Origin of the sequence: Soonwooa buanensis (assembly GCF_900167905.1) — a bacterium.
GTDB lineage: Bacteria > Bacteroidota > Bacteroidia > Flavobacteriales > Weeksellaceae > Soonwooa > Soonwooa buanensis.
In genome coordinates this window covers 330140-356850 of record NZ_FUYZ01000001.1, presented here as the reverse complement: position 1 = coordinate 356850, position 26711 = coordinate 330140, and the positions used below count along the sequence as shown (strand labels likewise).

Here is a 26711-nt window from a genome sequence, read left to right as displayed (position 1 = left end):
CTATGGAATTTAAAACTTTAAGAAATATCGAGAGTAGCTTTAAACAGATCCGCTTGTTTACATTTGTTTTTGCGGTGTTGTGTTTTGGAGTCGTGGGCATAGTTGTATTCAAATCCTATCAGTTTGCGGAAGAACAGCGTCAAAAAATATATGTCTTGGACAACGGCAAATCTTTAATGGTGGCTTTATCGCAGGATATGTCGATCAACAGACCCGTTGAAGCAAGAGAGCATGTGAGACGATTTCATGAATTGTTCTTCACAGTAGCACCTGATAAAAATGCCATCGAGAGTAATGTGAAAAGAGCCTTTAATCTGGCAGATCAATCAGCATTCAATTACTATAAAGACCTTCAGGAAAAAGGCTACTACAACCGAATTATCTCCGGTAATATTCAACAGAGGATAGAGGTCGACAGTGTTGTGGCTAATTTCAACAGCTATCCCTATGGCGTAAAGACTTATGCTAGACAATTTATTATCCGATCCAGTAATCTTACCATCAGGAATTTAGTAACAGACTGTTCCCTGGTTAATTCAGTAAGGTCTGACAGTAATCCGCAGGGATTTACGATTGAAAAATTCAATGTGATTGAAAATAGAGATGTTGAAACCGTTGAACGTTAAATCGAATGAAATGAAAAGGTTAAGAGATAAAATTGAACATTTTGTTTTGACGACAGAGAATCATTGGAAAAGTCTTTCTGTAGCTAAACAAAGGTTACTGACTAAGGTTTTCTTTGGTGGCTATTGTTTGCTGACGGTTATCGTCCTGATCCATGTTATTGTTTCAACGGGTCAAAGAAGCAACACCATATCTATTGATCATATTGACGGTGTTTCTAAAAAGTCGGTTGAAAAAGCTTCTGAACAGAACGATCTTATAGAATCACCCATTAAAAAATAGCATATGAAAGATTCAGAGAAAATTAAATTGACAGAAAATGATCTCCCTCAAAGTTCTAACGGAGTGAATGAAGATCCAAAGGCTCAATGGGAAAAACTTAAAAAGCCTATCATCTATTTTTTGATGGCTGTCGTGTGCGCATCTTGTTTTTACCTCATCTTTAAGCCAAAAGCTAATAATACTCTGGTTGAAGAGGCTGGTTTTAATGCAGCTATCCCGCAGGCAAAGGAAGGTCAGTTACAATCAGATAAGCAAAAGGCTTATGAGCAGCAGTTGCTGGAGCAAAAAAATGAAGAAAAAAGGAATGCAGTCACTACATTATCGGACTATTGGAATGACCAAAGCAATTTAAATTCTAATACTAATTCATCAAGTGCAACTGGTGGTATTGAACTTCAACAGTCCGATCAGTATGCTGTGAACAGCTATCGTAATGCACAGCAGACTTTGAGCTCATTTTATGGTCGGGATGATCAGGAAGTTAATAATCTAAGGAAAGAAATTTCAAGATTAAAGAATGAAGCGATGCAGAATAATGCTGCTCCTGCAGGACTTGGAATGAACGACCAGCTAGAACTTATGGAAAAGTCCTATCAGATGGCAGCTAAATATCTTCCAACCACTACTAAGCAGGAAGAACCGGCACCAAAAGAAGAAGATGAAAAGCCAACAGAAAAGAAGATTAAGCTGACACCGGCAAAACCATCCCATTCGAATATTGTTTCTTCATTATACAGAAAGACCTCTGACAGTGGTTTTATTGCAAGTTTAAATCAGAACAGATTTTACGAGATACAAAATAATTCAAATTATCCAGTTCAATCTAAAAATGCACTAAAAGGTGTGGTTTATGAAACCAAAACCGTAATTAATGAAAGCACATTATCCATCAGACTTTCAGAAGGAATGAAGCTGGGGCGTATAGAAATTCCTTCGGGAAGTTTACTGACTGCTATATGTAAATTTCAGGGCGGAAGGCTTCAGTTAAAGATTGCTTCCATTCAATACCAAGGGAATGTTTATCCTGTAGAAATCAATGTTCACGACAATGACGGTCAATCCGGTTTATATGTTCCTTACTCACCAGAACAAACTGCCGTAAGCGATATTGTAGCTAATATCGGTCAGACTTCGGGAACCAATATTATGATGACCCAGTCTGCAGGACAGCAGGTTGCCGCAGATTTAAGCAGAGGAGTCGTGCAGGGTTTGTCAGGCTATTTTCAAAAGAGGGTAAGACAATTGAAAGTTACAGTGAAGGCAGGGCAACAGGTCATACTGGTACCTAAAAATAATTAATTAAAATTTTAAAAAATGAATGTACATAAGATTTACAGCAATATAATAATTCTACTCCTGCTCTTTGCAGGAAGGGCTTTTGCTCAGGATTATGATTCCCTTAGAACCCATGTTTCCTTGGAAGAAGCGAAGCTGAATCCTTTCAGGATGCAGGTCACTTACAGCAAAACCAGTCATTTGATATTTCCTTCACCGATACGTTATGTAGATCTCGGTAGTGAATTGTTGGTTGCTAGCAAAGCAGAGCCGATAGGCAACGTTCTTAGGATAAAATCCGCAGTCAGAGATTTCGAGGAAGAAACCAATTTTTCGGTGATTACGGAAGATGGTAAGTTTTACAGTTTTGATGTTTTTTACAGCGCTTATCCTGATGTGCTCAGCTACGATCTGTTAAAAATGCAGAGAAGCAATGAATGGCAATATTCAAACGATGTACTTTTTGAAGATCTCAAAGGAAGTTCTTCATCTCTGACAGAATTGATTATGGAAAATCTGTACAGAAAAAGTCGCAAGACCGTAAAGCATATCGCATCCAAAAGCTTCGGTATTCAGTTTTCAGTCAGAGCATTGCACGTCAATGAAAATAAATTCTATTTTACCATCGAAGTTGATAACAGTAGCAATGTCGCTTATGACATTGAACTGATCAACTTTAAAATTGTAGATAAGAAGAATTTAAAAAGAACAGTTGTTCAGGATAAGCAGTTAGAGCCGATTAGAGTTTATTTTCCGGTGATGACCGCTATGCACCATTCTAATATAAAGGGTGTTTACTTATTGGAGCAATTTACCTTATTAAAGGACCAGGTCTTAGAAATCGAGATTCTAGAAAAGAATGGTGGACGACATCAAAAAGTTCAGCTTGAGAATACCGAGCTGATCAATGCGAAACTGATCAATAGTTTAAATTTCAAAACCAATTGATATGAAAAAATTATTGATAACAATGCTTTTCATTTTCACACTGAATGTACAATCATTTGCACAGCAGATGATTCCAAAGCAAAAAGGATTTGAAATATCCTATTCAGTATTTCCTAAATCTCCCGAAAAGCAGAATTATGTATTTGCGGCTGGTCTTATTTCTTATGCTAAGAACGGTAGATATTTTTTTGGAAGGGCTGAATACAGCAGGAAATTTTATGAATACAGAAATTACGACATACCGATTGATACCTTTCTATTACATGCTGGTTACAGTTTCTATTTGATAGGTGATTCCATGAGAAATGTAAATTTGAATTTTGGACTCGGTGCTCTTGCTGGCTATGAAGTGGTTAACAGAAATGAACCAATACTTTACGACGGTTCCTTATTGAACACTACAGAAAGCTTTGTATACGGAGTTTCTGGTAAGTTATCTTTAGAAAGTTATCTGACTGAACACATAGTTTTTATCGTTGATGGCCAGTTAAGCGTTTTACAAAACAGTCAGCGTGGAACTTTACATTCTTTGATGGGAGTAGGACTACGGTATAATTTTTAAAATATCTAATATGAAAAATGCAACTAATTATAAAATAATAAATCTTTTAAAGTATTCATTTATTCTGGTTTTATTGGGTATAATTTTTAATTCATGTCAGGACAATGATTTGGAAATGAAGCAAAACTTTCCGTTCGATATTAAGGTTATGCCTATTCCAAGTAAGATCAAAGAAGGTGAAATCGTCGAGATTAGAATAATATTGGAAACGGCAGGTAATTTTAGCGAGACAAAATATAGCATACGCTATTTTCAATTTGAGGGAAATGGAAAACTTCAACGTTATAGCGATGAACCGTATCTTCCTAATGATGAATATATATTGCCCGAGAAACAATTTAGACTTTATTACACTTCTCAGTCATCAGAATCTCACCAATTCAGTATTTGGATTAAGGATAGTTTTGGTAATGAGAAACGAATAGATTTTGAATTTGATAGCACTAAATGACTTTCAATCGATCAACTGTTTTGAAATGTTAAGGATTAAGCAAGGCACTTCAAATGAGTTGATTTCCATTAAGACGGCGAAAAGACATTTCCGACCATCGGAAGGAATTGTCCTTTTCGCCCAAATTTTAAAAAACGGCAAATTTAATTGCCGTTTTGTTTTTTTCAAGAATTTAAATGGATAAATAACCCTCATCTGCAAATGAGCAGTGGTGACTTGCTGTTAAGATACAGTGATCCAATAATCTGATGTTGAGAAATTCTGATGCTTTCTTTATATTTTGTGTTATCTTGAGGTCTTCTCCTGAAGGTTTCAGGTTTCCGGAGGGGTGGTTGTGTGCTATAATGATTGCAGTAGCATTGCAGAGCAGAGCAGCCTGCATAATAATTCTTACATCAACCATCGTTGAGGAAATGCCACATTCAGAAATTTTCTTTATTCCCAAAACGTTGTTGGCCTGATTCAGATAAAGGGCATAGAAAGATTCTCTGTAATCGATTTCCTCACTGTCGAAATGCTGACGGAAAACACTTACCGCATCGTTTGAGTTGGTGATCTTCTTTTCACTGTTGCCTTTTCGGGTGTATGTTATTTTTATTTCGTTCACAATTCTGTAATTCATATTAGTGCTCCTGCACGGTGGAGACTTGGATTTACCGTGCGTAGAAAATTAACAGGGATAATTAGTTCATCAGTAAAGAATCTGCGCCACTTTTGGCAAATATCTCACATAATTCAAATGCTTTTTGTGACTTGATTTGTGCAGTTCCGCCCATAACAATAGATTGTAATTTGGCTTCATCATCTTTGTAGGTCTTGACATTTTGGTAAAAACCAGTAACAGCATTGTAAGCACCGAATAGAGTCCCTTTAGTGGTCTCCATCTGTTGCGCATCGCTCATCATAGCGTAAGCAAAAGCATCATCTACAGTATTTTTAAAGACACTTGACAGTTCGTCAAAATTTTCCTTTTGCAAATGACTTAGAGTTTCTTTGTTTGGACATAGTGCTAATTGAATTAACTTTTTCATTTCAGCGTCTCCGACTGTTATTTTTGACCAATGATTAAAGGTGTTTTCCAATTCATTGCTCAATTTATTTGCTAATCCCATTACTTTATGAGCATCCTCCAATCGTTGTTTTGCTCCTGCGGTATGTCTTATGCGTATAACATTGCTCATGTTTTTGAGAGATGCGTTTAAAGTATTTTGGCAAACGATACGGATGGGTGTAAATGCAGCGGTAATACTTCCGCTTCCATCATGCGAGGTGGTGAGGAAAATATATTTTTCTGTTATGTCGTCACCATTTCCTACACGGATATAGTCGGGGAGTTTAGCCGTGATAAAAATTCTTTCGCCATTTCCTAAAGCTCCTGCGGTTTCGTATAAAATACCGTTTCCACCGCCTACGATAGAATCAAAAAAAGAAAAGGCTTCACGGTTTTGTACGATATGGTAATCTTTTCCCACTACCCCTAAAACGGTATTATTATCTGTACGAATATTGGCGTAGTAGTTAGGAACTTCAAATTCAGAATCAATCATTTCAATTCCGTTGTCATTGTCAATAATTCCTGAACCTTTGGTAAATAAGGGAGATTTCTCTACATCATAGTCAAGTCCTGCAAACTTAATTGCTTCCTCACTCGTTGGGTGTTCCTGCACAAGCTGTCCTAAGTTGTGCCATGCTTTTTCTTTAACAGTAAAAAATGAGTATTTCCCTGTTCTGTTGTTGAAATTTAAATTATGTGCCATGATAATGATTTTAAATGTTAATAATTGTGATTGATTTTAAAATGGTAAATCGTCGTCTTTGTCGTTTTCTGCTGATTTTGATTTTGCATTTTCTCCTTTGTTTTTAGATGTTGTACTATTACTATCCTTTTTACTGCTACTGTGGAGTTTAATCTGTGATGTAAGGAAATTCAGTCCTGCGTGCGCTTCTCCATCTTTGCCTATCCATGCAGAAGTATAGGCTCTGCCATTTAATTCGACTAATGCCCCCTTAGTAAGAATTTCAGCCACTTTCGGAGAAATCCAATATGAGCAGTCGAAATAGGTAGTTTGTTCGATTTTTTCGCCTTGTTTGTTGCGATAATTGTCATTGGTAGCAATTGAGAAATTAACTACTTGTTTTTCATTTGACAGGGTGCGTACTTGCGCATCTCTTGTCAGTCTTCCGATAATGTTCATAACTGTTTGTTTTAAGATTGTACATTTTGATTTGTTTTCAATCTCTTCTCCGTCCTTTCTTACAAAGCCTTGTTGGCTTCGCTGAATATTTTTCAAAAGAAAAACCGGAAAAAAGAAAGCAGATATGAATTGTTGACAAAGAGAAAAAGCCAAAAGGAAACGGAATAATTGGAGGGGACCTTTAGGGAGGAAACCGTTTATGCCGTAGTCTTTTGGTGGGAAAAGCCTTCGGCTGACAACAATACCTTAGCTGCCTTTTTACCGGTTTGTTATGGAAAATTTTTAATAAACCAACCGTAAATTAATCTATATTATTTACTACTATTACTTTGAAAATACACTGTAAATACACTACATTTACAATGTTCATTTAAACCTTAATGCTTATGCAGATCGGTTCTTTTAACGATTACTATGATAAGCTGACCACTATTGAGAAAAAAAACAGTCCCAAAGAAATATTTTATAAGGGGGACTTTTCTTTGTTGGAAAATGGTAGGAGAGTAGCAGTTGTTGGTTCTCGTAAGGTTTCAGATCTTGGTGTTAGAAGAGCTAGAAAGATTGCTCAATTATTAGTGCAAAATGATATAACAGTAGTAAGCGGTTTAGCTGAAGGTATTGCTACAATAGCTCATAAAACGGCAATTGAATCCTAAGGTCAAACGATTGGTGTTATAGGAACTCCTATTGATAAAAATTTTCTGGCTGAGAACAAGCAATTGCAGGATTTTATTGCTGAAAATCATTTGCTGATTTCTCAGTTTCCTGAAAATTATCCAGTAACTCCGAAAAGCTTTCCGATCAGAAATAGAACCATGGCATTGATAAGTGATGCTACAATCATTGAGGAGGCCAGTGAAAAAAACGGTACAAAACATCAGGGATGGGAAGCTCTAAGATTGGAAAGGCAGCTTCTTACTATGGAAAATGTTCTCAATCAAAAAGTTGCATGGGCAGAAGAAATGCTAATTTATGGTGCACAGGTATTGACCAACGACAACTTTGAATTTCTAATTGAGAGCATTCCTTTTTTAACCACAAAAAAGGAGTATGTCTTTTGAGTTTCTTACCTTTCTGGCCTATTCTCCGAGAGGTAAGACTGATATTGAAATTAATTCACGGACGGTTGCCGGTTCTTGCAAAAATGGAGATGTTACTTTCAGTACAAGATTAAGCCAAAGAATAGAAGAAGCAGATTTATCAGAATAATTTGCAAACTCATCTTTAATCCCTGTCCCAAGAAGTACTCCACTTATGGACGGAGCTGTTTTTCGAGCACAAGTAATTTGTGAAACACAGGTCAAAAAAGGATTAGGTGAAAGTGTTACTGTTTGTGTTGATCGTGCATATGCCATTCCTAAATCAAGCGGGCAGTTTTATGCAGACACAAGAAATACAGTTCAAACTCATCAAGATAGCTTAATCATAAAACCTATTATTATAACCGAACCAACGATTATTGTGGTTGATGATATTCTGACATTAGGTCGAACATCTATGGCTGTTGCTCTTGAGCTTTAAAAGATTTATCCGGACAAAGAGATTAAGATATTCTGTGCTATCAGAACAAGAAGCTGGAAAAATTTAGAAAATATTATAGATGTTAGTAGAGGCCATATGAGTCTTACAGCCAATGGTGTCGTTCAGTTACCGGATTAAGCTTAGAATATATTTTATTTTAATTTGCGGGAAATTATTATCTCAAATACTGATAAACCCGCAATTGATTTGTGCAGATGAATGTTCATAGGTACTATGCGGATACCCACCGCTTTAGTCACCAGTTATATTCATAACGGGAAGGTAAGAAATTTTTTAGTTAAAATTTAGCTTGCAACCAACAGCCAAAAAAGGACTTTTACGACAGTAGCTTGGTCAATAATATCCTACCTAATTAAATTACAATGTTTGAGAACAAATCTTCAATCATACTGTTATGAAGAAAGCAAAATCAAAAAATGAATCCCAGCAACCCGAAATTAAAAAATATATTCCAACAATACCTTTAAAAAAAATTCCTCCCGAAACGGCGCTACAGATATTAAGGAAAGCAGGTCATGATGTAAACGAAGAACAGTCAGAAGAGATTATGGAATTTCTATACATTATAGTAAAACTTACTTTAAAAGAATTTTTTACATCTGATTGATAATTTGTACCTTAGCGGTATATCGGAAAGATGAATTTCTACTGCATCATTTTCTTTGATGCGAATCTAAAACTAAATTTTAACGAAATACTACAAGAATGGTTATTGCAGATCTGTATATAAGAGTATCTACCGATGAACAGGCTGAAAAAGGTTATTCACAAAGAGATCAGGAAGAAAGGTTAAGAAAATATTGTGCTAATAACAATATAGCTATTAATAGAGTGATATTTGAAGATCATTCAGCAAAAAGCTTTAATCGCCCTGAGTGGAAAAAATATCTTCTTGAAATAAGAAAGAAAAGTCACAAAAGCAATCTAGTCCTATTTACCAAGTGGGACAGATTCAGTCGTAATACTGCAGATGCTTATCAAATGATAAGTTTACTTCATAAAAATCACATTATTCCTCAATCTATTGAACAGCCATTGGATATGTCTGTTCCCGAAAACAAGCTTATGCTTGCGATTTATCTATCCACACCCGAGGTAGAAAATGACAGAAGGGCACTCAACACTTTTCACGGTATGCGGAGAGCAAAAAAAGAAGGTAGATTGATGGGAATTGCTCCATATGGATATATCAATAGAAGCCATGAAGATGGCAAAAAGTATATTGCCATCAAAGAGCCAGAAGGATCTAATATAGCCTGGGCATTTAACGAGGTTGCAAAAGGACATATTCCCGCAGATCATGTTCGATTGCAGATGAACAAAAGAGAGGGTGCTTCAATGTCAAGAAGTGCATTTGCAAAAGCTATGAGAAATCCGGTTTACTGTGGTAAAATATATATTGAGGAATATAAACAGGAAGAGGCCTATTACATTGATGGAAAACATGAGCCACTGATCAGCGAAAGACTGTTTAATCAGGTGCAGCAGATTATGGACAAAAAAAGGAAGGTCGAAGGGCCTGGCGGAAGAGTATTAGGTAATGAACGTTTTCCATTACGTGGACTTTTACGTTGTCCTAGATGTGGCAAAAATCTTACGGCAAGTGGGGCTAAAGGAAAGTCTAAAACGTATTACTATTATCATTGCCATTATAAATGCGGATTTCGTTTTGATTCAGATCGATTAAATGAATTATTCGAATTGGAAATTTCGAAATTGGAATACAATCCTATCATCAAAGATTTGATGAGAGATATACTTTTAGATAACTACAAACAGTTCACCTTTGATATAGATGCAAAAAGGAAGTCCATATCAAAAGAGATTAATGAGCTTAATGAGAAGGTTGCTAAAGCAAGAGATAAATATCTTGCAGATAAATTAGATGAAGTAGATTACAAAGAGGTAAAAAAAATAACAAAAGAACAAATTGAACACTTGGAACAAGAGATCCAGCATATTGTTTCAGAGAGTAAAGAACTTGATATAAAAACCAAAATAGAAAATGCTCTCGACTCAATGGAAAACCTTGCAAACCTCTATCAACAGGGCGATTTACAGACAAAAAGAACGATAGGGTGTTTGATATTTCCTCAAAAAGTCGAATTTGACGGAAAAAGTTTTCAAACACCTAAAATGAATATTGTCGCTCAATGTATCTATCAGTATAACAACGGATTAGGAAATAAAAAAAACCGACATAAGAGAAAAAAATCTACAAATGTCGGTCTTGTGACCTCGATAGGATTCAAACCTATAACCTTCTGAGCCGTAATCAGATGCGCTATTCAGTTGCGCCACGAGGCCGTTGTTACCTTGTTTCGTAAGGGTTTGCAAATATAACACTTTTTTCTTTTCTTTGAAATATGAAAGCACTTTTTTTTATTTTATTTTCATTTTTCTGTTTAACATCATGTAAGAAAAAAGAAATTCCGACTGCCGAAAACGCTGTAATTATTTCAGAACGTTTAAGTTATAAAAATGACGGAAAGCAGTTTGTCCTGAAGTCAGGGAAATTCGAAAATTCTTTTAATTCCTCAAAATTAGGCTTCAAAAAAGTGGTTTTGCTCAATTCTTCGTTGTTAGGCTTCTTTACAGAGCTTAATTTGGTGGACAGAATTGTTGGACTTTCTAGTCCAGAGTATGTTTTTGACGAAAATATTAGAAAAGCAGTTGCTTCTAACAAAATCGCAAATATCGGTAACGAACAAAAATATGATGTCGAAAGAATTCTTTCTTTAAAACCAGATGCGATTTTTACAAACTATGTTCCGAGCTTCGAAAATACTTATGAGATTCTTAGAAAAGCCAATATTCAAATTATTTTCCTTGACGAATATTTAGAGACGACGCCACTTAACAAGTCAAAATATTTGTTGTTGTTTGGTGAATTATTCGGTGTTAAAGATTTGGCGGAACAGAAATACAAATCTATTGAAACAGGATATCAATATCTGAAACAGTTAGCATCAAAAAGTGCCGAAAAACCTGTAGTTCTGTGTAACGAAATGTACGGAAGTCAATGGTTTTTACCAGGCGGAAAATCTGCAGCAGCTAATTATTTTCGAGATGCTAATGCAAACTATATTTTAGCAGAAAATGCGGAAATTAATGCAATTCCACTTAGTTTTGAAGAAGTTTACAAAAAATCTGAAAATGCAAAATATTGGGTGAATATCGGTGCTTATCAAACCAGACAAGCGATGTTAAACATCAATCCTAATTATTCGAAAATGAAGGTTTTCCAAAATGGAAAATTGTATATGATTAACAACCGCGAAGTTGGGATGGCAAACGATTATTTCCAAAGTGGTGCTGTACGTGCGGATTTGGTTTTGAAAGATTATATTAAAATTTTCCATCCAGAATTATTTCCGAAAGAGAATCTTTATTATCTTAAAGAATTGAAATAATGATGAAATCTACAGTTCAACCGCTTAATTTTTTCTCGGCAGTTATGCTGTTTCTCGGTCTTATGGCTGGGCAAACAATTATTGCATTTGCGGCCGCTTTATGCATTTACGTTTTTCATATCGATTATGCGTCGTCATCGTGGTTTATGCTGATTGGCTATATGTTAAGTATGGTTTTGCCACTTATTTTTTATCAATTTTTTGTTTTAAAACCCAAAGGTCTCGATTTAAAATTTGATTTTAAAAAAAATACATTCGTCACTTATATATTAGCGTTTCCGTTGATGTTTGGGATGATGTTGATTGCCGAATATTTGGTGACTTTGGTCCCAACCAGTGGTTATTTCTTCGGTAATTTGTACAAAAGTTTCACCAATCAAATGTCAGCCTTAGCGGTGGATAATGTGACAATGATTTTGTTGACAGTAATTTTGGCGCCACTTTTAGAAGAGTTTTTATTCCGAGGATTAATTCAAAAATCGATTATTAAAACAGGATTAAATCCTAAAATAAGCATTCTTATTTCCGCTTTTATTTTTGGAGCTTTTCACGTCTATCCATGGCAGTTTGTTGGGGCTTTTTTGTTGGGTATAGTTTTAGGAATCGTTTACGAAAAGACAAAATCTCTCGTGTTACCAATACTTTTACACGCTTTCAATAATTTGATTTCGGCTTTAATCATGATGAAGTATGGTCCAGATACAACACAAGGTATTCTTCCGATTGAGCCAATCTACAGTTTTTTGATTGGTGTAGGGATTTTTAACATATTTATGTTGGCGTTTACTTTCTATTTTCGAAGAAAAGCTAGTATCTTTGAAGGATAAATTATGCTCGATGGAAATATTGGTTGCGACACACAATCTTCACAAAAAAGAAGAAATTCAACAGATTTTAGGTTCCGATTATTTTGTTTTAAGTTTAACAGATTATGACTTAAACGAAGAAATTGTTGAAGATGGACATTCTTTCGCAGAAAATGCTTTAATAAAGGCTAAATATTGTTTCGAAAAAACAGGAAAACCAAGTCTTGGTGATGATAGCGGATTGGTTGTAGAAGCTTTGGATGGTCGTCCAGGCATTTATTCTGCACGTTATGCTGGCGATCACGATTTCAAAAAGAATATCGAAAAAGTTCTTGACGAAATGAAAGACGAGACCAATCGTCGTGCTTATTTTATCACAGTTTTATGTTTGGTTGATGCTTCTGGAGAACATTATTTTGAAGGACGTGTTTATGGTAATTTAACTAAAGAAGTCTTTGGTGAAGGCGGTTTCGGTTACGATCCGATTTTTATGCCAGACGATCATAATACAACTTTTGCAGAAATGCCAGTTTCAGAAAAAAATAAAATTTCGCACAGAAGTAAAGCACTTAAAACATTTTTAGACTATCTTTCAGTAAATCCTTTGTAAAATAAATTTGTGAGTACATATCTGACCATATTAGGTTTTAATTCCGCAATTCCGACTATTAATTCGTCGCCAACAGCACAGCTTTTGGAGATGGAAGAACGTATGTTTTTGATCGATTGTGGCGAAGGAACTCAAGTTCAGTTACGGAAAGCAAAAGCGAGGTTTTCTAAACTTAATCATATTTTTATTTCGCATCTTCATGGCGATCATTGTTTTGGATTGCCTGGTTTAATCGCATCTTTCAGACTTTTGGGTAGGACGACACCTTTGCATGTCTACGGTCCGAAAGGTATTAAGAAAATGCTTGAAACAATTTTTACAATTACTGAAACACATCGTGGTTTCGAAATCGTGTATCACGAGTTGGATAAAAAAGTTTCGGAAAAAATCTATGAGGACAAAAGGCTAGAAGTCTTTACAATTCCTTTGGATCATAGGATATATTGCAACGGTTATTTATTTAAAGAAAAACCGAAAGAGCGTCATCTTAATATGGCGGCAATTTCTGAATATCCTGAAATCGAAATTTGCGATTATCAAAATCTTAGAAATGGAAAAGATTTCGTTTGTGAAGACGGAACAACAATCCCAAATGCGGAATTAACAACAGATCCAAAACCTTCGGTTTCTTATGCTTTTTGTAGTGACACACGTTACAAAGAAGATATTATTCCTTTAATAAAAAATGTAGACGTATTGTATCACGAGTCGACTTTTTTACACGAACTGAAAGAAATGGCGGATTATACAGGGCACACGACAGCGCAAGAAGCTGCAACTATTGCAAAGAAAGCTGAAGTTGGTAAATTGATCATGGGGCATTTCTCTAATCGTTATGATGATTTGACAGTGATGACCAACGAAGCGAGACAAACATTCCCAAATTCTTATCTACCAAAGGCTTTAGAATGTATTAAGCTTTAGAAATTCGGTATTTTAAAAAGATAATTATTTAGTTTTCCCTTATTTATTCAATATCTTTGGCTTCATAATAAGTTAACTATGAAGAAAAGATTAATGTTGACGTTGGTCTTAGCAACTTCGACTTTTTGGGCGCAAATGCCAGAAGCGAAGCTAGACGAACTCATCAAAAATACCATCAAAACTTTTGACGTACCAGGGATGTCAGTAGGTATTGTTAAAGATGGTCAAATGGTTTATTCTAAAGGATTCGGTGTTCGATCATTGAAGAATAATCTTCCAATGGACAGCAAAACTTTAGTCGGGATTGCTTCCAATTCTAAAGGTTTTACGGCAACAGCTTTGGCGATGTTGGTGGATGACGGTAAGTTAAATTGGGACGATAAAGTGTCAAAATTTATCCCAGAATTCCAAATGTACGATCCTTATGTTTCTAAAGAAGTGACGGTTCGTGATTTGATTACGCATCGTGCTGGACTTGGTTTGGGACAAGGTGATTTGATGTTTTTCCCAGAAGGTGGAACGCAAACGATTAAAGATATTGTACATAATGTTCGTTATCTAAAGCCTGATCATTCGTTCCGTACAAAGTTGGAATACAACAACATTATGTTCATCGTTGCAGGTGAAGTTATTACAAGAATTAGTGGATTGTCGTGGGCTGATTTTATCGAGCAAAGAATCCTAAAACCTGTTGGTATGACGGCAAGTTTTGGTTCTTATAACCGTGCTAAATCTTCATCAAATATTATCGATGCACATGCACCTGTTGATGGAAAAGCGATTGCTGTTCCTCATGATTGGAACGAGACAGCGAACGCTGCCGGCGGAATTATGAGTAATGTTGAAGACATGACGACTTGGGCAACTTTCTTAATGAATAATTTCGTTAATAAAGAAGGCAAGCGTTTGGTTTCTGAAAAGAATGCACACGAGCTTTGGTCGTTACAAATTTCAGATAAAGTGGCGCCAAAAAACCCTTATGATTCTCATTTTTATGGATATGGTTTAGGTTGGTTTTTGACCGATATTAAAGGGAAATTACAAGTTCAACATAGTGGAGGATTAATCGGAACAGTGACTTTGTTTACAATGATTCCTGAGTTGAAATTAGGGATTGTAGCTTTGACGAATCAACAATCTGGTGCAGCTTTCACAACGGTGACTAACGCCATTAAAGATAGTTATTTGGGCATTGAAGATCGCAATTGGTTAAAAACTTATTCGGAAAGAATGACTAAAAACGAAGAGCGTTTTAACAAACAAAAGAAAGATGTCTATGACCAAGTTAAAACTGCTGAAAAAACATTTAGTCTAAAGCCTGAACAATTTGTAGGAACTTATAATGATGCTTGGTTTGGTGATGTTGAAATTAAACAAGAAGGAAAAAAGTATAGATTGTATTGCAAAACTTCACCAAGATTAAAAGGTGATCTTTTACCTTATAACAACAATACTTTTGTTGTTAAATGGGATGACAGAAGTTATGATGCAGACGCATTTTTTGTTGTCGATTTTGATGAAAATGCGAAAGCGAAATCTGCAACTATGAAACCGATTTCTGATGTTACGGATTTCAGTTTTGACTTTGGAGATTTAGATTTAAAAAAAGTGAAATAGTACTAATATTCATTTTCTATAGTATATCGGAAAGCTTTATTTAGGCTTTCCGTTTTTTTTGCAAGCTGAAATGCATAGACTTTTAATGGGCAAAGAGTATCTCGACGAAACTCATTTCTAAGTCATTAAAAACTCGCACGAATCTGCATACTGCCCGTGTGGATCGTACGTTCGCCAGAATTACGACCTTCGTAGTTGATGTTAAGTTGTAAAAACGAGTTGAGGCTTTGTTGCCAATAGACACTCCAGACTTGGTTTTTTCCAGCTTTGAGACCTTCCAACATTTGGTTACCGACAATGCTAAAACTGTTACCTGTAAAATCGTTGTTGATAAATGAGAAATTGGCTCTGACGGAGGTTTTCTTGTGATCCCATTGCAAAGTTCCTGACAATTCGTAAGCTTTTAGTTTTTCGTCGCCGTCGGTTCTTTTCTTTTGACGAAGCGCTCCGAAGAGTTCAGCTTGAAGACTTTCTGTTAAACGATAAGTGGCTTTGGGCTTGGTTTCCCAGTTTTGAAGAAGATAATTGCGGGTGCTAAACATCTGCGAATGATTGGTGACATTCTGAAGTTGATTCTCCCAATCGGTGCGGAAGTTTTTGTTAAACCAATATCCCAAATTAAAGAAGTGCGAATCTTGGGAACGCTCTTCCACACTGTAATTGGCGTTGAGTAAATTATCGTTTGCAGTGAAGCGATAATTGGCATTCCATTTAGATTTATCTGTAGAATTAAACAGAGCCGAAAATAAGATGTTTTGGGTTTTCATAATTTGATCACTTTCTTTAGCAAAAGGATTGAGAACAACGACGCGATCGCCTTTCATAAAAGCGTTTTGCGACAACAACGACACATTGAAATTCCATCTTTTTAGAAAAGCATTTTCGGAACTAAAAATAACTGCTGGATTTACAAACAAAGCCAATTGCAATTTGTTTTTGTTGGATGCTAAATACTTGACCGTATTGGTGTAGACGCGAATGTATTGCGCCTGATCCATATATTCTGCAACCTCGAACTCGTCCAATTGCTGAATACCATCGCCATTATAATCCGTCCATTTGTAAACGCCTTGCCCATCGGTCACTTTAATATATTGAAACTCTCTTTGCGCTTCTTGGCCATTTCCCAATTCATAAAAAGCTTGCAAACGCATACCATTTCGGAAAAGTTGTTGGTTGTACATTAAGTTACCAACCACAAAATCTTGGTTTTGATCATTGGCTAAAGTTTGATCTTTATAGAAAAACTTACGATAATGCAGCAAAGCTGACAACTGTGTTTTTTCGGTTTTAATGATTTGACTTTCCGCCATAATCCCAAGAATGTTGTTCATCTTTTGTAAACGATTATCTCGAATAGAGTCGTTATCTCTAAGATAGACTTTCATCAAAAATTTTGTACGTGTGCTATCGGCGATTTTCTTTTGCAAGAAAATTTCTTTCCAGCTAAAACTCGTGACATCGTAAAGTTGTGTGTCGTTATATTTTTTAAGGTTATGCTCCATCGCGCCACCAACAGACCAACTTCCTTTTGTACCTAGTAATTCGGCAGTAGCATTGGCTCGGATAAACTGCGAGTTAACCAAAGTGGATTTGGTATCCAAATAAGACGCGCTGGCTTGGGTTATCCATTTATCGTTTTTCCAACCGAAACCTAAATCGTTTTTAATGCCTTTGTAAGTTGCTTTTTCGTCAAGATAATTGAATTTATAATTTAAAAAAGTAGCATTATTCCAAAGGTTGTCAAAACCAAACACAAATCTGTTTTGAGTAATGTGACTAAATTCTTCCGTTAAATTAAAATCTCGCCAAAAATCAACATTGTTAATTCTGTCCAAGACTTTAAAATTCTTTTGAATGTATTGATACTCAAACATCGGCGTGCCTTTCCAATTGTTTTTAATAAAACTTTTGTTAGCATAGACGCGAGCGGCATAACCAATATTTTCATTATTATCTTTTGATGAAAAAAGGTTAAGATCGTTATTACTAATCGAAGCATCAACGCCAATTACACCATTTTCTAAAGCATATTCTGCATTGGTTGAAAATACTTGCGTCTTTTCAGGAGCTGGCAATCGTCGAACCGCCTGATAATCGCCCAAACCTTGTCCTACAAATTCGAAAACGCGACCATTGTTAGTCGTTTGTTGTATTCTGTAATCACCTTTAGCCGTTCCAAAAAACGTAAAGCTTACTTGATACAACTCATCATCTTTGTTGGTTGAGAATTCGTAATGATAAGCCGAGCCGTCAAAGATTTTTTTGTAGAGAATTTTGTTAACGTCGTATTCGGTTTTAACACCAGAAGGCGCATACATCATGTCGCCATTATTACCAGCATTAATAAGATATTGTTTGTCTTCGTCACTAAGATTAAGCGCAAGTGGCGCATTTTTATTATCATTTTCCATAAACCAAGAAAGCCCAACTTTGAGACGTTCTCGCTGATGTTGGAGATTTCCTGTTACTAAAAATCGGGTGTAATTTCGGTTCGTATAATTGTAAGTTATGGTAATGAAATTCTGTTTATAAATTGGTCTAAAACTCGTAAATGTGATTTCGCCCGTATTGTAATTAATAATATAATCGAGGTTTTCGCCACGCTTCATCAAAACGCCATCGATGTAGACTTGTTCCGAACCCGAAATAATGGTGATAAATTGCTCGCCGTTTTTCCCTAAAAGTCGATAAGGACCTTGGTTGCCTTCGATACCTTGAAAGCGCATTCGGTTGAACTCACTTCTCGCAATACCTCCCGAAATATCTAGAAAAGTTTTATTGCCATTTTGCTCCCAATTGGTTTGGAATTGTAAGCCCATACTTCGGCGTTGGTAACGTCCAAAAAAAGTTTGATTATCATCTAAATCGAGATGTCCCGCTCGGATAATGCTATGTTTTTTAATATTTAATTGAACATAAATCTTATCAAACTCTTGTAAAGTCTGTGTATAACCATCAGCCTGAATTGGTAAATTGTGATCCGAAATAGATGCCAATACCGAAACATCGTCGCTCAACTTCCCCGAAATCTGCATATCCATCGAGCTTTGCACCGAAGAACCTTGGTTGTTACCGAATGTTATCCCTCTTACAATGGAACCTTTTGTATTAAGATCGCCGAGAATACGAGATTTTGTGTTTTTTACTAAAACCTCTTCATCATAAACAAGCTGCGGCGATTTTTTAATAAAGTCTAATGTATCTTTAACAAAGAAATCCTTGCTAAGTTTCGCCGAAATTAGGCTATCTTTTTTGATAGAGTCATTGGGGAGATTTGGATTTTTCCACGTGAAAATTTGAGCCTGTGTTGTAAAACAAGCCAAACAAAACAACAAAATAGTAAAAATCTGTCGATACAATTTCAAAATTTTTCCAGCCGTAAATCTACGAATAATACAGATGAATAAAAGATTTACAAGTGATTAACGAGAATCTTTAACAAAAATTTTGTATTTAAAATAAAAGTTTATCTTTGATGCCCTTTCGTTAGTTTTTTTTAGATTAATTTTTATTAAAGATTATTTAACCCATAAAACTTTTGAAAGGGAATTTACAAAAGTAAATTTGCACCAGAAAAATAAACTTAACTTAAATATTTTATCATTATGAAAAAATTTTATTCTTTATTAGCAGTTGCTGCTATCTCAATGACTGTTAGTGCACAACAAACTGTTTTCGAAGCGACATTTGACGACATTACAGGTACTGGTGGTAATGATGGAAAATGGAGTGGACAAATTGCAAACAATTCATTATCAAGCTATGAGACAGGAGGTTCATGGACATTGGCAAATGCATATAGCGGAAATAATGCTGTTAAATTAGGATCAGGATCAAACTTAGGTTCGATTACTACTCCCACAATCGTAGCTGAAGGCGTAGCAACTTTAACTTTCAGAGCAGGAGCTTGGGATAGTACTAATGAAAGTACAACTTTAAAAATTTCTGCAACAGGTGCGACTTTGGATCAAGCTACTGTTACTTTAGTAAAAGGTAGTTTTACGACCTATACAGTTAATATAACTGGTGCTAATAAGGCAGTTAAGATTAAATTCGAAGGACAAAAAGCTTCTAATTCTAGATTTTTCATCGATGACATTAGAGTAACTGTTCCTACACAAGCTGTTACCGATACTAATGCAACTAAAGTTAACTTAGTAAAAAACACAGTTGTTGCAAACGAAATCATCTTCGGCCAAGAGGCACAGGTATCAGTTATTAACATGGCTGGTCAAGTTGTAAAAACTGCTGAGGTTAAAGATAACTCTAGATTAGATGTTTCTAACTTAGCAAAAGGAACTTATATTGTAACTGCTACAGTTAATGGTAAAGCGGTTTCTCAAAAAGTTATCAAAAAATAATTATTATTTTAAATAAATAGTTGAGCCTCCAATTTTGGAGGCTTTTTTATTAATAAAAACATAATATGAATCATGTTTTTATAAAAGGAATAAGACGTAATTTTGTACAAGAAATAATTGCTAAACTATTTCTGCTGCTAGGATATTTTGGTTGAATAAAAGGCTAATATTAAAATGACAATTTAAATTTCAACATTAAAAAATTGTTAAATTTTAATTCATTTGTTTTTAAATTCAAATAATTTGTAAATTAGCAGTCCAATTTTTAACAAAACTTAAATTTTTTATATTATGAAAAAAATCTTTACAATTTTAGCTGTTGCTGCAGTATCTTTAGTGTCAGCTCAATCAACTTTTGATTATATTCTAAACAATCAAGGATTTTCTAACGCTCAAGCTCTTTCTACTGGTGATATCGTAGCAGGAAAAATTACTTACGATGCACAAAAAAACGGAGCTAGCAATGCACCATCTTTCTACACTGCAGGTGGAGGAACTGTTAGACTTTACTCTTCTAATGCAACAGGAGACGGTAACTCTTACGCAGTAAAAGCTGCAACAGGTATTAAATTAAATGTAGTGAAAATCGTAACTTCTGGTACTGTTGGTTCTGACAACTATGCACCATCTACAGCAGTTGTAACAGTTGATGGCGTTGTTGTACCTACAGTATATGACCCAGCTGATACTACTAATGCAACTTATTTAGTTACACCATCTACTCCTGCTTCTACAGTTGTAATCAAGAATGGTCAAACAGGAACATCTGCTCAAATCAGAATTAAGTCAATTAACATTACTTATACTGATAACTTAGCTGTTGGTGATGTTAACGCTTCTAAAGTTAACTTAGTAAAAAATACAGTAGTTGCTAACGAATTAATCTTCGGTCAAGCTGCTAACGTATCTGTAATCAACATGGCTGGTCAAGTTGTTAAAACTGCTGAAGTTAAAGAAAACACTAAATTGGATGTTTCTAACTTAGCAAAAGGTACTTATGTTGTAACTGCGACTGTTAATGGTCAAGCGGTTTCTCAAAAAGTTATCAAAAAATAATTGAATTAATCTTCAATAAATAATGAAGACCGTTCTTATGAGCGGTCTTTTTTTTGTTTTAAAAAATATCTTAATAAACGCCTCGGCGAAGATTACTCAACAGCGAGCCAAGATTAAGGATAAGCGTGTATCGTATTCTGTAACCATAATCCTTCATCGCAGGTTCGAAACCAAGAGAAGATTGTACTGGGAAATAAACTTCTAAAAAGTCTGGAATAATTTTTAGTTTAACACCAGAATCCCAAATAAAGTCTGCGCCTTGTCCTTTGCTTTTGTAAAGTCCAAAATCTGCATACAAGTTAAACATCTTCCAAACGTGAGAATCGACATTAACACTTGTAATCCATTGGTTAGCTTTGGTTTTAAAATCAGATTTGAAACCGCCTTCCGCCAAAATATATTGCTGAGACAAAATTCCCGTTGTTGCACTTTGTCCTAACAAACCGTAAGAAAAAGCATAGTTTGACACTTTAGAAATCCCGTAATCGAACGTATTATTTTGCGTATTGTTATTGATGAAAACACCTCCAAAAAATCTAAAACTTATTTTTCGATCCTTCATATATTCCCAACGGTAAAAAGCCTCAGTCGATAATTTCTGAAAATCTTCCATCCATTGGAAACCTGCATTAATGTATTTTTCGTGGATTAAAGCATTGTCGCTATATGAGTAACCAACATTCCATAAGTTATATTTCCCATATTCTTTTGCTAAAATACGTTTCGCGTCCAAATCTTTTTGGAAATGTCCATAACTGAAATATAAGTTTCTACCAATCGCACTTCTAGGATTTTTATTAAATGAAAAATTAGTAAAAAAGCTGTAAGTCTGATAAGCCAAATCATAATCGTAATGGAAATACGACGCCGAACCACCAATTTGCCAACTTCTAAAAAAGCTGTCCGCTGGCATAATGTTGTAAGAAACGCCAGCTTTACCAGTCAATTGTCCAGTTCCGGTACTGTAATAGGGCGAAACAGAATAGACAAATTTTTGATCAAAAACGCCTTTATTAACAAGATTAAAACCTAACATCACTTTATCATAAGCATTAAAACTTAGTCGCGGCGAAATGTAAAGCTCATTAAATTCAGGATTTGGAATATCTTTTATCAGTTTTAATTTAAGTCTTTTCATATTCGAAAAAAGACCTTTGGTATACAAATAATTGTCTCTGAAATTGGTTTCAGGAAAAGAAAAATCGTCATTCACAATAATCTTTTCTGCATCGTTGGCTTTTACTTGATAGACTTTAGATTCAGAATCTGCGTACTGCCATTGCGTTTCTTTTTGTCCAGATTCGGTTTCCGCTTGCAGTTTAAATGGTAGATTATACTTCCCGAGTTTATTTATTTTAACATCGAAAGCCTCATCTTTTCGTACAAATTTTTTAAGATTAAAATTGACACGATTTTTTTCTTCAATTAAAGATGATAAAAAACGAGAATTTCCGCCACTTTCCCACTCAAGTTTTGACAAAAAATCACTTGCAACAACTGGTTTCTGAAAATGATCTGAGAAATACGAATTTAAAAATGAATTAAATTTTGCAAAACCCATTTGATCAGCAACAAAATAAAACAGAATTCCCGTTTCAAAATGGCTGATTGCAAAAGCGTTAAACTTACTTAGATCTTCATAATTTTCGTCGATTTTTTGATCGAGGTTTTGTGTCAAAATATATTGATACGCCAATGGATAACGTTCTGTCAACTTAAGATCCGACGCATGGAAAATCTTCAAAGGTTTCATCCCAAGAATTTTTGCTTGATTAGGAAGATCTCCCAAAAGCTTATGTTCTGGATAAAACTCTTTTAAATATTGAAATTCGCAATAAGTCTGTAATCCATTTTTTAACCAATGATCAATATTTTTTTCGTTAACAAAAAGATTATTAATGACTTGCTTGGACACAATCCCAAAATAATGCAAATCTATTTTCTCTGGATCTGCAAACAATTTGTAATGAAATTTCCAAAACTTGATGTCGTCAATTCCCACAAACTTCTCCGCCGAACGGAATTTTTCACTAATAAATATTTTGTCAGGAAGGTGACCTAAACGCTTTTTTAAAAACTTAAGATGTAACGGCAAATAAAACTCTAGACTCGCCCGATCGTCTTGTGTAATCGGATAACCAAAAACAACATCAATCTTTTGTTCATCAACATTGACAGAGATTTTATCAATATTATTTAATGAAATAAAAAACTCTGGATCGTTGATAGAAACACCAGCAAATTCATTTTTTAAAATCCCAGTATGATGAAGATTAGATTCAACTTTAAAAGCCTCGTGAATATCAAAATTAACATCCCAATATGAAGCGCTATTTAAGTTTTGTTCGGTATCTAAAAAATGTTTGGGATATTGATCTTGATTTTCAAAACTATCAGGAACTATGAAAAAATATTTGAGATTAATGTCGGTTTTATCGATACCATAACCAGTAAATTTTGCATTTGGCAGTTTGACTTCGTAACGTAATTTGATGGTTTTTGAAGATTGTGGTTCTAGTTTTTGATCTAAATCTAAATACAAAAATTCTTCTTGAAGTTTCTCAATGTCTTTTGTTTTTCCATCAAATTCGACATGAAGATTGTTGAGTGCGCCAAGTTCTGTCGGTTTTGCAAAATACAAATCCTTTTTTCGGTCTTTAAGTTTGCGTTTAAGAAGTGGCGTATTTCGATTTTGGTAAGCTGCAACCCAATTGAGAAGTTTGATTTTATCAATCGAAACCTCATGAGGATTATGATATACAATCTGCTGCTCAACGATTAAGTTTTGCGCATCAGCAGACAATTTTGCCGAAATCCGAATGCTATCTTGTTGTCCAAAACACCAAATCCCCTGCATCAAAAACAAGCTACCAAAAAATAATTTCTTCATCAAATATTTGCAATACTCAAATTTAGCAAAAAAACTTTCGAAATTCTTTATCAAGTCTGCATTAATTCTAGAAAAATGAATTATAATTTTATTTTTTTAATTTAAAATAGATAATTATTGATGACTACCATTTTTTTCTTCTGAAATAAATAAAGGTCACAATGACGATAAGCGCCATAAAACTTAGTGTTCCGTAGTAGCCATATGGATATTTTAGTTCGGGCATGTTGTCGAAATTCATACCGTAAACTCCTGCAATAAAGGTTAGCGGTAAAAAATAAACCGAAAACATCGCTAAAAGCTTCATAACTTGATTAGCCTTTTGATCGGATAAAGCCAGAAACATCGATATTAAGTTGGTTGTTTGCGCATTAAGGTGATCAAAATCCGCGATAACGTCTTTTTGTTTGTCGATTAAATCCATGACTTCAACATCTTCCAACTTTAAAGTATGGAATTTATTAATCCAATCCGACGAGATATTTAGGATTCTGGTGTTAAGTCCAGATTTTCGTTTCAGTTTATAAAGACGTCTGATTTGGTTAGTTTGGTTGGTGTTTTTTAAGAAAATTTCGTTCTCCATATTATCCAAAACTTCCATTAGATGCTGACTTTCATTGTCATAAGTTTTCATCACTTGAAGCGCAAGTTTTAAGGCTAATTGATCAGATGATAATATCTCTTTTAGTTGAGGTTGCTTTTCAATGTCTTCATTCACTTCGCGGATGCTTTTACTTTTCATCCGATGAATTGTAATGATGAGGTTTGGCAATACAAAAAGACTCAATTTTGTACTAACATCACTTATCGTGTTAAGTGTTTGGCGCTCCAGATCAGTGTTTTCTCGCATCAGAAAAAATTTGACCTCGTCCACTTCTTCATATTTCGGTAAGTGGTTGGGGTCAATAGTATCTTCCAAAAGGAGGTTGTTAATATGATAACGATTATGTAAAAAAGCAAGGTCATCTTCTGTCGCCATTTCGACGTCTAACCACTCGCAATGTTCGTTTTTTAATATGCTTTCAATTGCCATAGCGCAAAGCTAAATATTTTTTGGAATTATTTGTATTTTATGCTAAAAATATGACTTTGTAATAGTTTAATAAAAGCTTTAATCACTTTTGTTTTTAATATTAAATTAATTTAAAAACGCTTTATTTATTAATGTTTTCGAAATAATGTTATAATATCTTAAATAAAGTTCTATGTAATGAATAAAATATTATTTTTGCAAAGCGATTTACAAATTTAGAAAATGTATAAAAGTAAAATTACAGGTGTAGGACATTACGTTCCTGAAAATATAGTGACAAACGATGACTTGTCAAAATTGATGAATACCAATGACGAATGGATTACCGAAAGAACAGGTATTAAAGAAAGACGTCATCGTAAAGACAGAAATGACAGCGAAGAGACAAGTGCTTTCTTAGGCTTTAAAGCTTCGGAAATGGCGCTTAAAAATGCAAATCTTACGGGTAAAGATATCGATTATATTGTGTTTGCAACGTTGTCGCCAGATTATTTCTTCCCTGGTAACGGTGTTTTGCTACAAGAGATGCTTGGTTGCGATACAATTGGTGCGCTAGATGTTAGAAACCAATGTTCTGGATTTGTATATGCGATGAGTATTGCGAATGCGCTGATTGTTTCTGGGACTTATAAAAATATTTTGGTGGTTGGTGCAGAGATTCATTCTTTTGGATTGGACTTTACCGACAGAGGTCGTGGTGTTTCTGTTATCTTCGGAGACGGTGCTGGTGCGGTAGTTTTGTCAGCGACAGAAGACGAAAATACGAAGGGTATTTTATCTGTTAATATGCATTCTGAAGGTAAATATGCGGAAGAGCTTGCAGTGAAATTCCCAGGATCAAAATTTGGTTGGGCAGATCGTCTGTTAACAGAGCCAGAAGCGATAACGCCAGAAGATATTTATCCTGTTATGAATGGTAATTTCGTGTTCAAACATGCGGTGACGCGTTTCCCAGAAAGTATTATGGAAGCTTTAACTAAAGCTGGTAAAACGATTGAAGATCTTGATCTTTTAATTCCACATCAAGCGAATATTCGTATTGCACAATATGTTCAACAATTATTGCATTTGCCAGACGAGAAGGTGTTTATCAATATTCAAAAATACGGTAATACAACGGCAGCTTCTATCCCAATTGCGTTGAGTGAGGCGATCCAAGAAGGTCGTATGAAGCGTGGCGATTTGGTATGTATGTCAGCTTTCGGAAGCGGATTTACGTGGGGAAGTGTCCTTTTCGAATACTAAAATTTTAAAAATATCAATAAAAAAGCGTCTTTTCGGGTGCTTTTTTTGTTTTTGTAAAGTATTGAAAATCTTATATTTGATGGGTGTTTGCGAGCTTTAAAATTATTTTGGCATAGATTTTTCAAGTCTGTTTCTCGTAAAACGAAAAAATTTGAATTATGAAATCTTTAAAACAAGCAATATTAGCAATAGGTGTATTAGCAGGAGGTATGACATTCGCACAAAATTCAGATATGAATAACATGCTTAAAGTCGGTGTTAACGGTGGTGTTTCTACTGGAGGTAACACGTCCGCTAATGTAGGATTAGATGTTTCTTATCAAAATTTAGTAACGCCAGGATTTGGTTTGGGTATCGCGACAGGTTATAACCACTTCTTCGGAAAGTCTGCGACTATTAACAATGTTAAAGTTGATAATAATGACTTCGGGGTAGTTCCTGTAGCAGCATTATTTAGAATTTATCCTCAGCAATATGGATTTTATCTAGGTGCTGACTTAGGTTACGGTTTCATTGTTGGCGATGATAATGTTACTGACAATGCTGCGTACAATGCAAAAAGACCTGATGGTGGATTTTATTTAAAACCAGAAATCGGTTACCATAACAAAGACTGGAACTTCTTTGCACATTATACAAAAGTATTTACAGGTGATAAAGGACAAGTTGCAGATCAAAAATTTAATGCTGGTTCTGTAGGTGTAGGTGTATCGTACAATATTCCGTTAGGGAACTAATCAATCTATTATAATCTTATTAAGCCTGTCTTCGGATGGGCTTTTTCTTGTAATTGTGTTTTTCTTACCATAAATCAATTTTTATTTAGAATGATTATGGCTAAGTTTGCACTATAAAATTTTAAATAATTAAAAAA

24 protein-coding genes, 1 tRNA gene and 1 pseudogene are annotated in these 26711 nt (G+C 34.9%); 19 read left to right on the top strand and 7 right to left on the bottom strand.

Annotated features, from left to right (window positions below; all coding sequences use genetic code 11):
- Positions 1–2: 2 nt before the first annotated feature.
- The 6 genes from traK to B5X62_RS01705 are packed head-to-tail and all read left to right on the top strand — an operon-like array spanning position 3 to position 4142.
- Complete coding sequence (gene traK, locus B5X62_RS01730) at positions 3–626, top strand: conjugative transposon protein TraK (protein ID WP_079665658.1); 624 nt, start codon at positions 3–5, stop codon at positions 624–626.
- A 10-nt stretch (positions 627–636) separates the two neighbouring features.
- Positions 637–906: a hypothetical protein gene (locus B5X62_RS01725; RefSeq protein ID WP_245797111.1), complete on the top strand. Its 270-nt coding sequence runs from the start codon at positions 637–639 to the stop codon at positions 904–906.
- A 3-nt stretch (positions 907–909) separates the two neighbouring features.
- Positions 910–2205, top strand: coding sequence for a conjugative transposon protein TraM (traM, locus tag B5X62_RS01720; protein ID WP_079665656.1), 1296 nt, complete (start codon positions 910–912; stop codon positions 2203–2205).
- Between the two features lie 15 nt (positions 2206–2220).
- Entirely contained in the window at positions 2221–3129 is a 909-nt protein-coding gene (gene traN / locus B5X62_RS01715) for a conjugative transposon protein TraN (protein ID WP_079665655.1), read from the top strand.
- Between the two features lies 1 nt (position 3130).
- Positions 3131–3691 carry a conjugal transfer protein TraO gene (locus B5X62_RS01710; protein WP_079665654.1) on the top strand — a complete coding sequence of 187 codons (561 nt, stop codon included), beginning with the start codon at positions 3131–3133 and terminating at the stop codon, positions 3689–3691.
- Between the two features lie 10 nt (positions 3692–3701).
- A complete protein-coding gene (locus B5X62_RS01705) occupies positions 3702–4142 on the top strand; it encodes a TraQ conjugal transfer family protein (RefSeq protein ID WP_079665653.1) in 441 nt (146 codons plus the stop codon).
- 172 nt (positions 4143–4314) lie between these two features.
- Here the strand turns inward: B5X62_RS01705 and B5X62_RS01700 are convergent, their stop codons facing one another.
- From B5X62_RS01700 to B5X62_RS01690, 3 genes are all read right to left on the bottom strand, one after another.
- Positions 4315–4764 carry a JAB domain-containing protein gene (locus B5X62_RS01700; protein WP_079665652.1) on the bottom strand — a complete coding sequence of 150 codons (450 nt, stop codon included), beginning with the start codon at positions 4762–4764 and terminating at the stop codon, positions 4315–4317.
- Between the two features lie 61 nt (positions 4765–4825).
- A complete protein-coding gene (locus B5X62_RS01695; RefSeq protein WP_079665651.1) occupies positions 4826–5899 on the bottom strand; it encodes a DUF932 domain-containing protein in 1074 nt (357 codons plus the stop codon).
- Between the two features lie 36 nt (positions 5900–5935).
- A complete protein-coding gene (locus tag B5X62_RS01690) occupies positions 5936–6337 on the bottom strand; it encodes a single-stranded DNA-binding protein (protein ID WP_079665941.1) in 402 nt (133 codons plus the stop codon).
- Positions 6338–6717: 380 nt separating this feature from the next.
- Here B5X62_RS01690 and B5X62_RS15645 point away from each other — a divergent pair.
- The 4 genes and pseudogenes from B5X62_RS15645 to B5X62_RS01670 all read left to right on the top strand — a co-directional run bounded on the left by B5X62_RS15645 (position 6718) and on the right by B5X62_RS01670 (position 10147).
- A pseudogene (locus B5X62_RS15645) lies at positions 6718–7398 on the top strand (DNA-processing protein DprA).
- Between the two features lie 193 nt (positions 7399–7591).
- Positions 7592–7858 (top strand): hypothetical protein, encoded by a 267-nt coding sequence (locus tag B5X62_RS01680; RefSeq protein WP_079665650.1) that lies wholly within the window; start codon positions 7592–7594, stop codon positions 7856–7858.
- A gap of 415 nt (positions 7859–8273) precedes the next feature.
- Entirely contained in the window at positions 8274–8486 is a 213-nt protein-coding gene (locus tag B5X62_RS01675; RefSeq protein ID WP_079665649.1) for a hypothetical protein, read from the top strand.
- A gap of 98 nt (positions 8487–8584) precedes the next feature.
- Positions 8585–10147: a recombinase family protein gene (locus B5X62_RS01670; RefSeq protein WP_079665648.1), complete on the top strand. Its 1563-nt coding sequence runs from the start codon at positions 8585–8587 to the stop codon at positions 10145–10147.
- On the opposite strand, the gene B5X62_RS01665 is transcribed toward B5X62_RS01670, so the two are convergent.
- Positions 10113–10186, bottom strand: a tRNA-Arg gene (locus B5X62_RS01665). The genes B5X62_RS01670 and B5X62_RS01665 overlap by 35 nt on opposite strands.
- Positions 10187–10245: 59 nt before the next feature.
- Here B5X62_RS01665 and B5X62_RS01660 point away from each other — a divergent pair.
- The 5 genes from B5X62_RS01660 (at position 10246) to B5X62_RS01640 (ending at position 15249) form a co-directional block, all read left to right on the top strand.
- Positions 10246–11292 carry an ABC transporter substrate-binding protein gene (locus B5X62_RS01660; protein WP_079665647.1) on the top strand — a complete coding sequence of 349 codons (1047 nt, stop codon included), beginning with the start codon at positions 10246–10248 and terminating at the stop codon, positions 11290–11292.
- Positions 11292–12119, top strand: a complete 828-nt coding sequence (locus tag B5X62_RS01655) for a CPBP family intramembrane glutamic endopeptidase (RefSeq protein ID WP_079665646.1) — start codon at positions 11292–11294, stop codon at positions 12117–12119. The genes B5X62_RS01660 and B5X62_RS01655 overlap by 1 nt, the downstream gene beginning before the upstream one ends.
- 10 nt (positions 12120–12129) lie before the next feature.
- On the top strand, positions 12130–12708 hold the full coding sequence (rdgB, locus tag B5X62_RS01650; RefSeq protein WP_079665645.1) for an RdgB/HAM1 family non-canonical purine NTP pyrophosphatase: 579 nt from the start codon (positions 12130–12132) through the stop codon (positions 12706–12708).
- A 9-nt stretch (positions 12709–12717) separates the two neighbouring features.
- A complete protein-coding gene (locus B5X62_RS01645) occupies positions 12718–13632 on the top strand; it encodes a ribonuclease Z (protein ID WP_079665644.1) in 915 nt (304 codons plus the stop codon).
- 78 nt (positions 13633–13710) lie between these two features.
- Positions 13711–15249 (top strand): serine hydrolase, encoded by a 1539-nt coding sequence (locus B5X62_RS01640; RefSeq protein ID WP_079665643.1) that lies wholly within the window; start codon positions 13711–13713, stop codon positions 15247–15249.
- Between the two features lie 125 nt (positions 15250–15374).
- Here the strand turns inward: B5X62_RS01640 and B5X62_RS01635 are convergent, their stop codons facing one another.
- Positions 15375–18611, bottom strand: coding sequence for a hypothetical protein (locus tag B5X62_RS01635; protein WP_245797131.1), 3237 nt, complete (start codon positions 18609–18611; stop codon positions 15375–15377).
- A 246-nt stretch (positions 18612–18857) separates the two neighbouring features.
- Between B5X62_RS01635 and B5X62_RS01630 the strand changes: the two genes are divergently transcribed.
- Together B5X62_RS01630 and B5X62_RS01625 are read left to right on the top strand one after the other, a co-directional pair.
- On the top strand, positions 18858–19613 hold the full coding sequence (locus B5X62_RS01630) for a T9SS-dependent surface endonuclease, AS87_RS02955 family (RefSeq protein ID WP_079665641.1): 756 nt from the start codon (positions 18858–18860) through the stop codon (positions 19611–19613).
- 291 nt (positions 19614–19904) lie between these two features.
- Positions 19905–20669 (top strand): T9SS type A sorting domain-containing protein, encoded by a 765-nt coding sequence (locus tag B5X62_RS01625; RefSeq protein WP_079665640.1) that lies wholly within the window; start codon positions 19905–19907, stop codon positions 20667–20669.
- A 70-nt stretch (positions 20670–20739) separates the two neighbouring features.
- On the opposite strand, the gene B5X62_RS01620 is transcribed toward B5X62_RS01625, so the two are convergent.
- Both B5X62_RS01620 and B5X62_RS01615 read right to left on the bottom strand, forming a co-directional pair.
- Entirely contained in the window at positions 20740–23559 is a 2820-nt protein-coding gene (locus B5X62_RS01620; protein WP_245797109.1) for an aminopeptidase, read from the bottom strand.
- Between the two features lie 124 nt (positions 23560–23683).
- Complete coding sequence (locus B5X62_RS01615) at positions 23684–24592, bottom strand: magnesium transporter CorA family protein (RefSeq protein ID WP_079665639.1); 909 nt, start codon at positions 24590–24592, stop codon at positions 23684–23686.
- Positions 24593–24814: 222 nt separating this feature from the next.
- Here B5X62_RS01615 and B5X62_RS01610 point away from each other — a divergent pair, with 222 nt between their 5' ends.
- Positions 24815–25837, top strand: coding sequence for a 3-oxoacyl-ACP synthase III family protein (locus B5X62_RS01610; protein ID WP_079665638.1), 1023 nt, complete (start codon positions 24815–24817; stop codon positions 25835–25837).
- A gap of 158 nt (positions 25838–25995) precedes the next feature.
- Positions 25996–26574 (top strand): hypothetical protein, encoded by a 579-nt coding sequence (locus tag B5X62_RS01605; protein ID WP_079665637.1) that lies wholly within the window; start codon positions 25996–25998, stop codon positions 26572–26574.
- Positions 26575–26711 lie beyond the last annotated feature (137 nt).

Bases quoted from the DNA above. Each gene is read 5' to 3' on its own strand.
- traK (WP_079665658.1), top strand. From the start codon at position 3: ATGGAATTTAAAACTTTAAGAAATATCGAGAGTAGCTTTAAACAGATC.
- B5X62_RS01725 (WP_245797111.1), top strand. From the start codon at position 637: ATGAAAAGGTTAAGAGATAAAATTGAACATTTTGTTTTGACGACAGAG.
- traM (WP_079665656.1), top strand. From the start codon at position 910: ATGAAAGATTCAGAGAAAATTAAATTGACAGAAAATGATCTCCCTCAA.
- traN (WP_079665655.1), top strand. From the start codon at position 2,221: ATGAATGTACATAAGATTTACAGCAATATAATAATTCTACTCCTGCTC.
- B5X62_RS01710 (WP_079665654.1), top strand. From the start codon at position 3,131: ATGAAAAAATTATTGATAACAATGCTTTTCATTTTCACACTGAATGTA.
- B5X62_RS01705 (WP_079665653.1), top strand. From the start codon at position 3,702: ATGAAAAATGCAACTAATTATAAAATAATAAATCTTTTAAAGTATTCA.
- B5X62_RS01700 (WP_079665652.1), bottom strand. From the start codon at position 4,764: ATGAATTACAGAATTGTGAACGAAATAAAAATAACATACACCCGAAAA.
- B5X62_RS01695 (WP_079665651.1), bottom strand. From the start codon at position 5,899: ATGGCACATAATTTAAATTTCAACAACAGAACAGGGAAATACTCATTT.
- B5X62_RS01690 (WP_079665941.1), bottom strand. From the start codon at position 6,337: ATGAACATTATCGGAAGACTGACAAGAGATGCGCAAGTACGCACCCTG.
- B5X62_RS01680 (WP_079665650.1), top strand. From the start codon at position 7,592: ATGGACGGAGCTGTTTTTCGAGCACAAGTAATTTGTGAAACACAGGTC.
- B5X62_RS01675 (WP_079665649.1), top strand. From the start codon at position 8,274: ATGAAGAAAGCAAAATCAAAAAATGAATCCCAGCAACCCGAAATTAAA.
- B5X62_RS01670 (WP_079665648.1), top strand. From the start codon at position 8,585: ATGGTTATTGCAGATCTGTATATAAGAGTATCTACCGATGAACAGGCT.
- B5X62_RS01660 (WP_079665647.1), top strand. From the start codon at position 10,246: ATGAAAGCACTTTTTTTTATTTTATTTTCATTTTTCTGTTTAACATCA.
- B5X62_RS01655 (WP_079665646.1), top strand. From the start codon at position 11,292: ATGATGAAATCTACAGTTCAACCGCTTAATTTTTTCTCGGCAGTTATG.
- rdgB (WP_079665645.1), top strand. From the start codon at position 12,130: ATGGAAATATTGGTTGCGACACACAATCTTCACAAAAAAGAAGAAATT.
- B5X62_RS01640 (WP_079665643.1), top strand. From the start codon at position 13,711: ATGAAGAAAAGATTAATGTTGACGTTGGTCTTAGCAACTTCGACTTTT.
- B5X62_RS01630 (WP_079665641.1), top strand. From the start codon at position 18,858: ATGAAAAAATTTTATTCTTTATTAGCAGTTGCTGCTATCTCAATGACT.
- B5X62_RS01625 (WP_079665640.1), top strand. From the start codon at position 19,905: ATGAAAAAAATCTTTACAATTTTAGCTGTTGCTGCAGTATCTTTAGTG.
- B5X62_RS01620 (WP_245797109.1), bottom strand. From the start codon at position 23,559: ATGAAGAAATTATTTTTTGGTAGCTTGTTTTTGATGCAGGGGATTTGG.
- B5X62_RS01615 (WP_079665639.1), bottom strand. From the start codon at position 24,592: ATGGCAATTGAAAGCATATTAAAAAACGAACATTGCGAGTGGTTAGAC.
- B5X62_RS01610 (WP_079665638.1), top strand. From the start codon at position 24,815: ATGTATAAAAGTAAAATTACAGGTGTAGGACATTACGTTCCTGAAAAT.
- B5X62_RS01605 (WP_079665637.1), top strand. From the start codon at position 25,996: ATGAAATCTTTAAAACAAGCAATATTAGCAATAGGTGTATTAGCAGGA.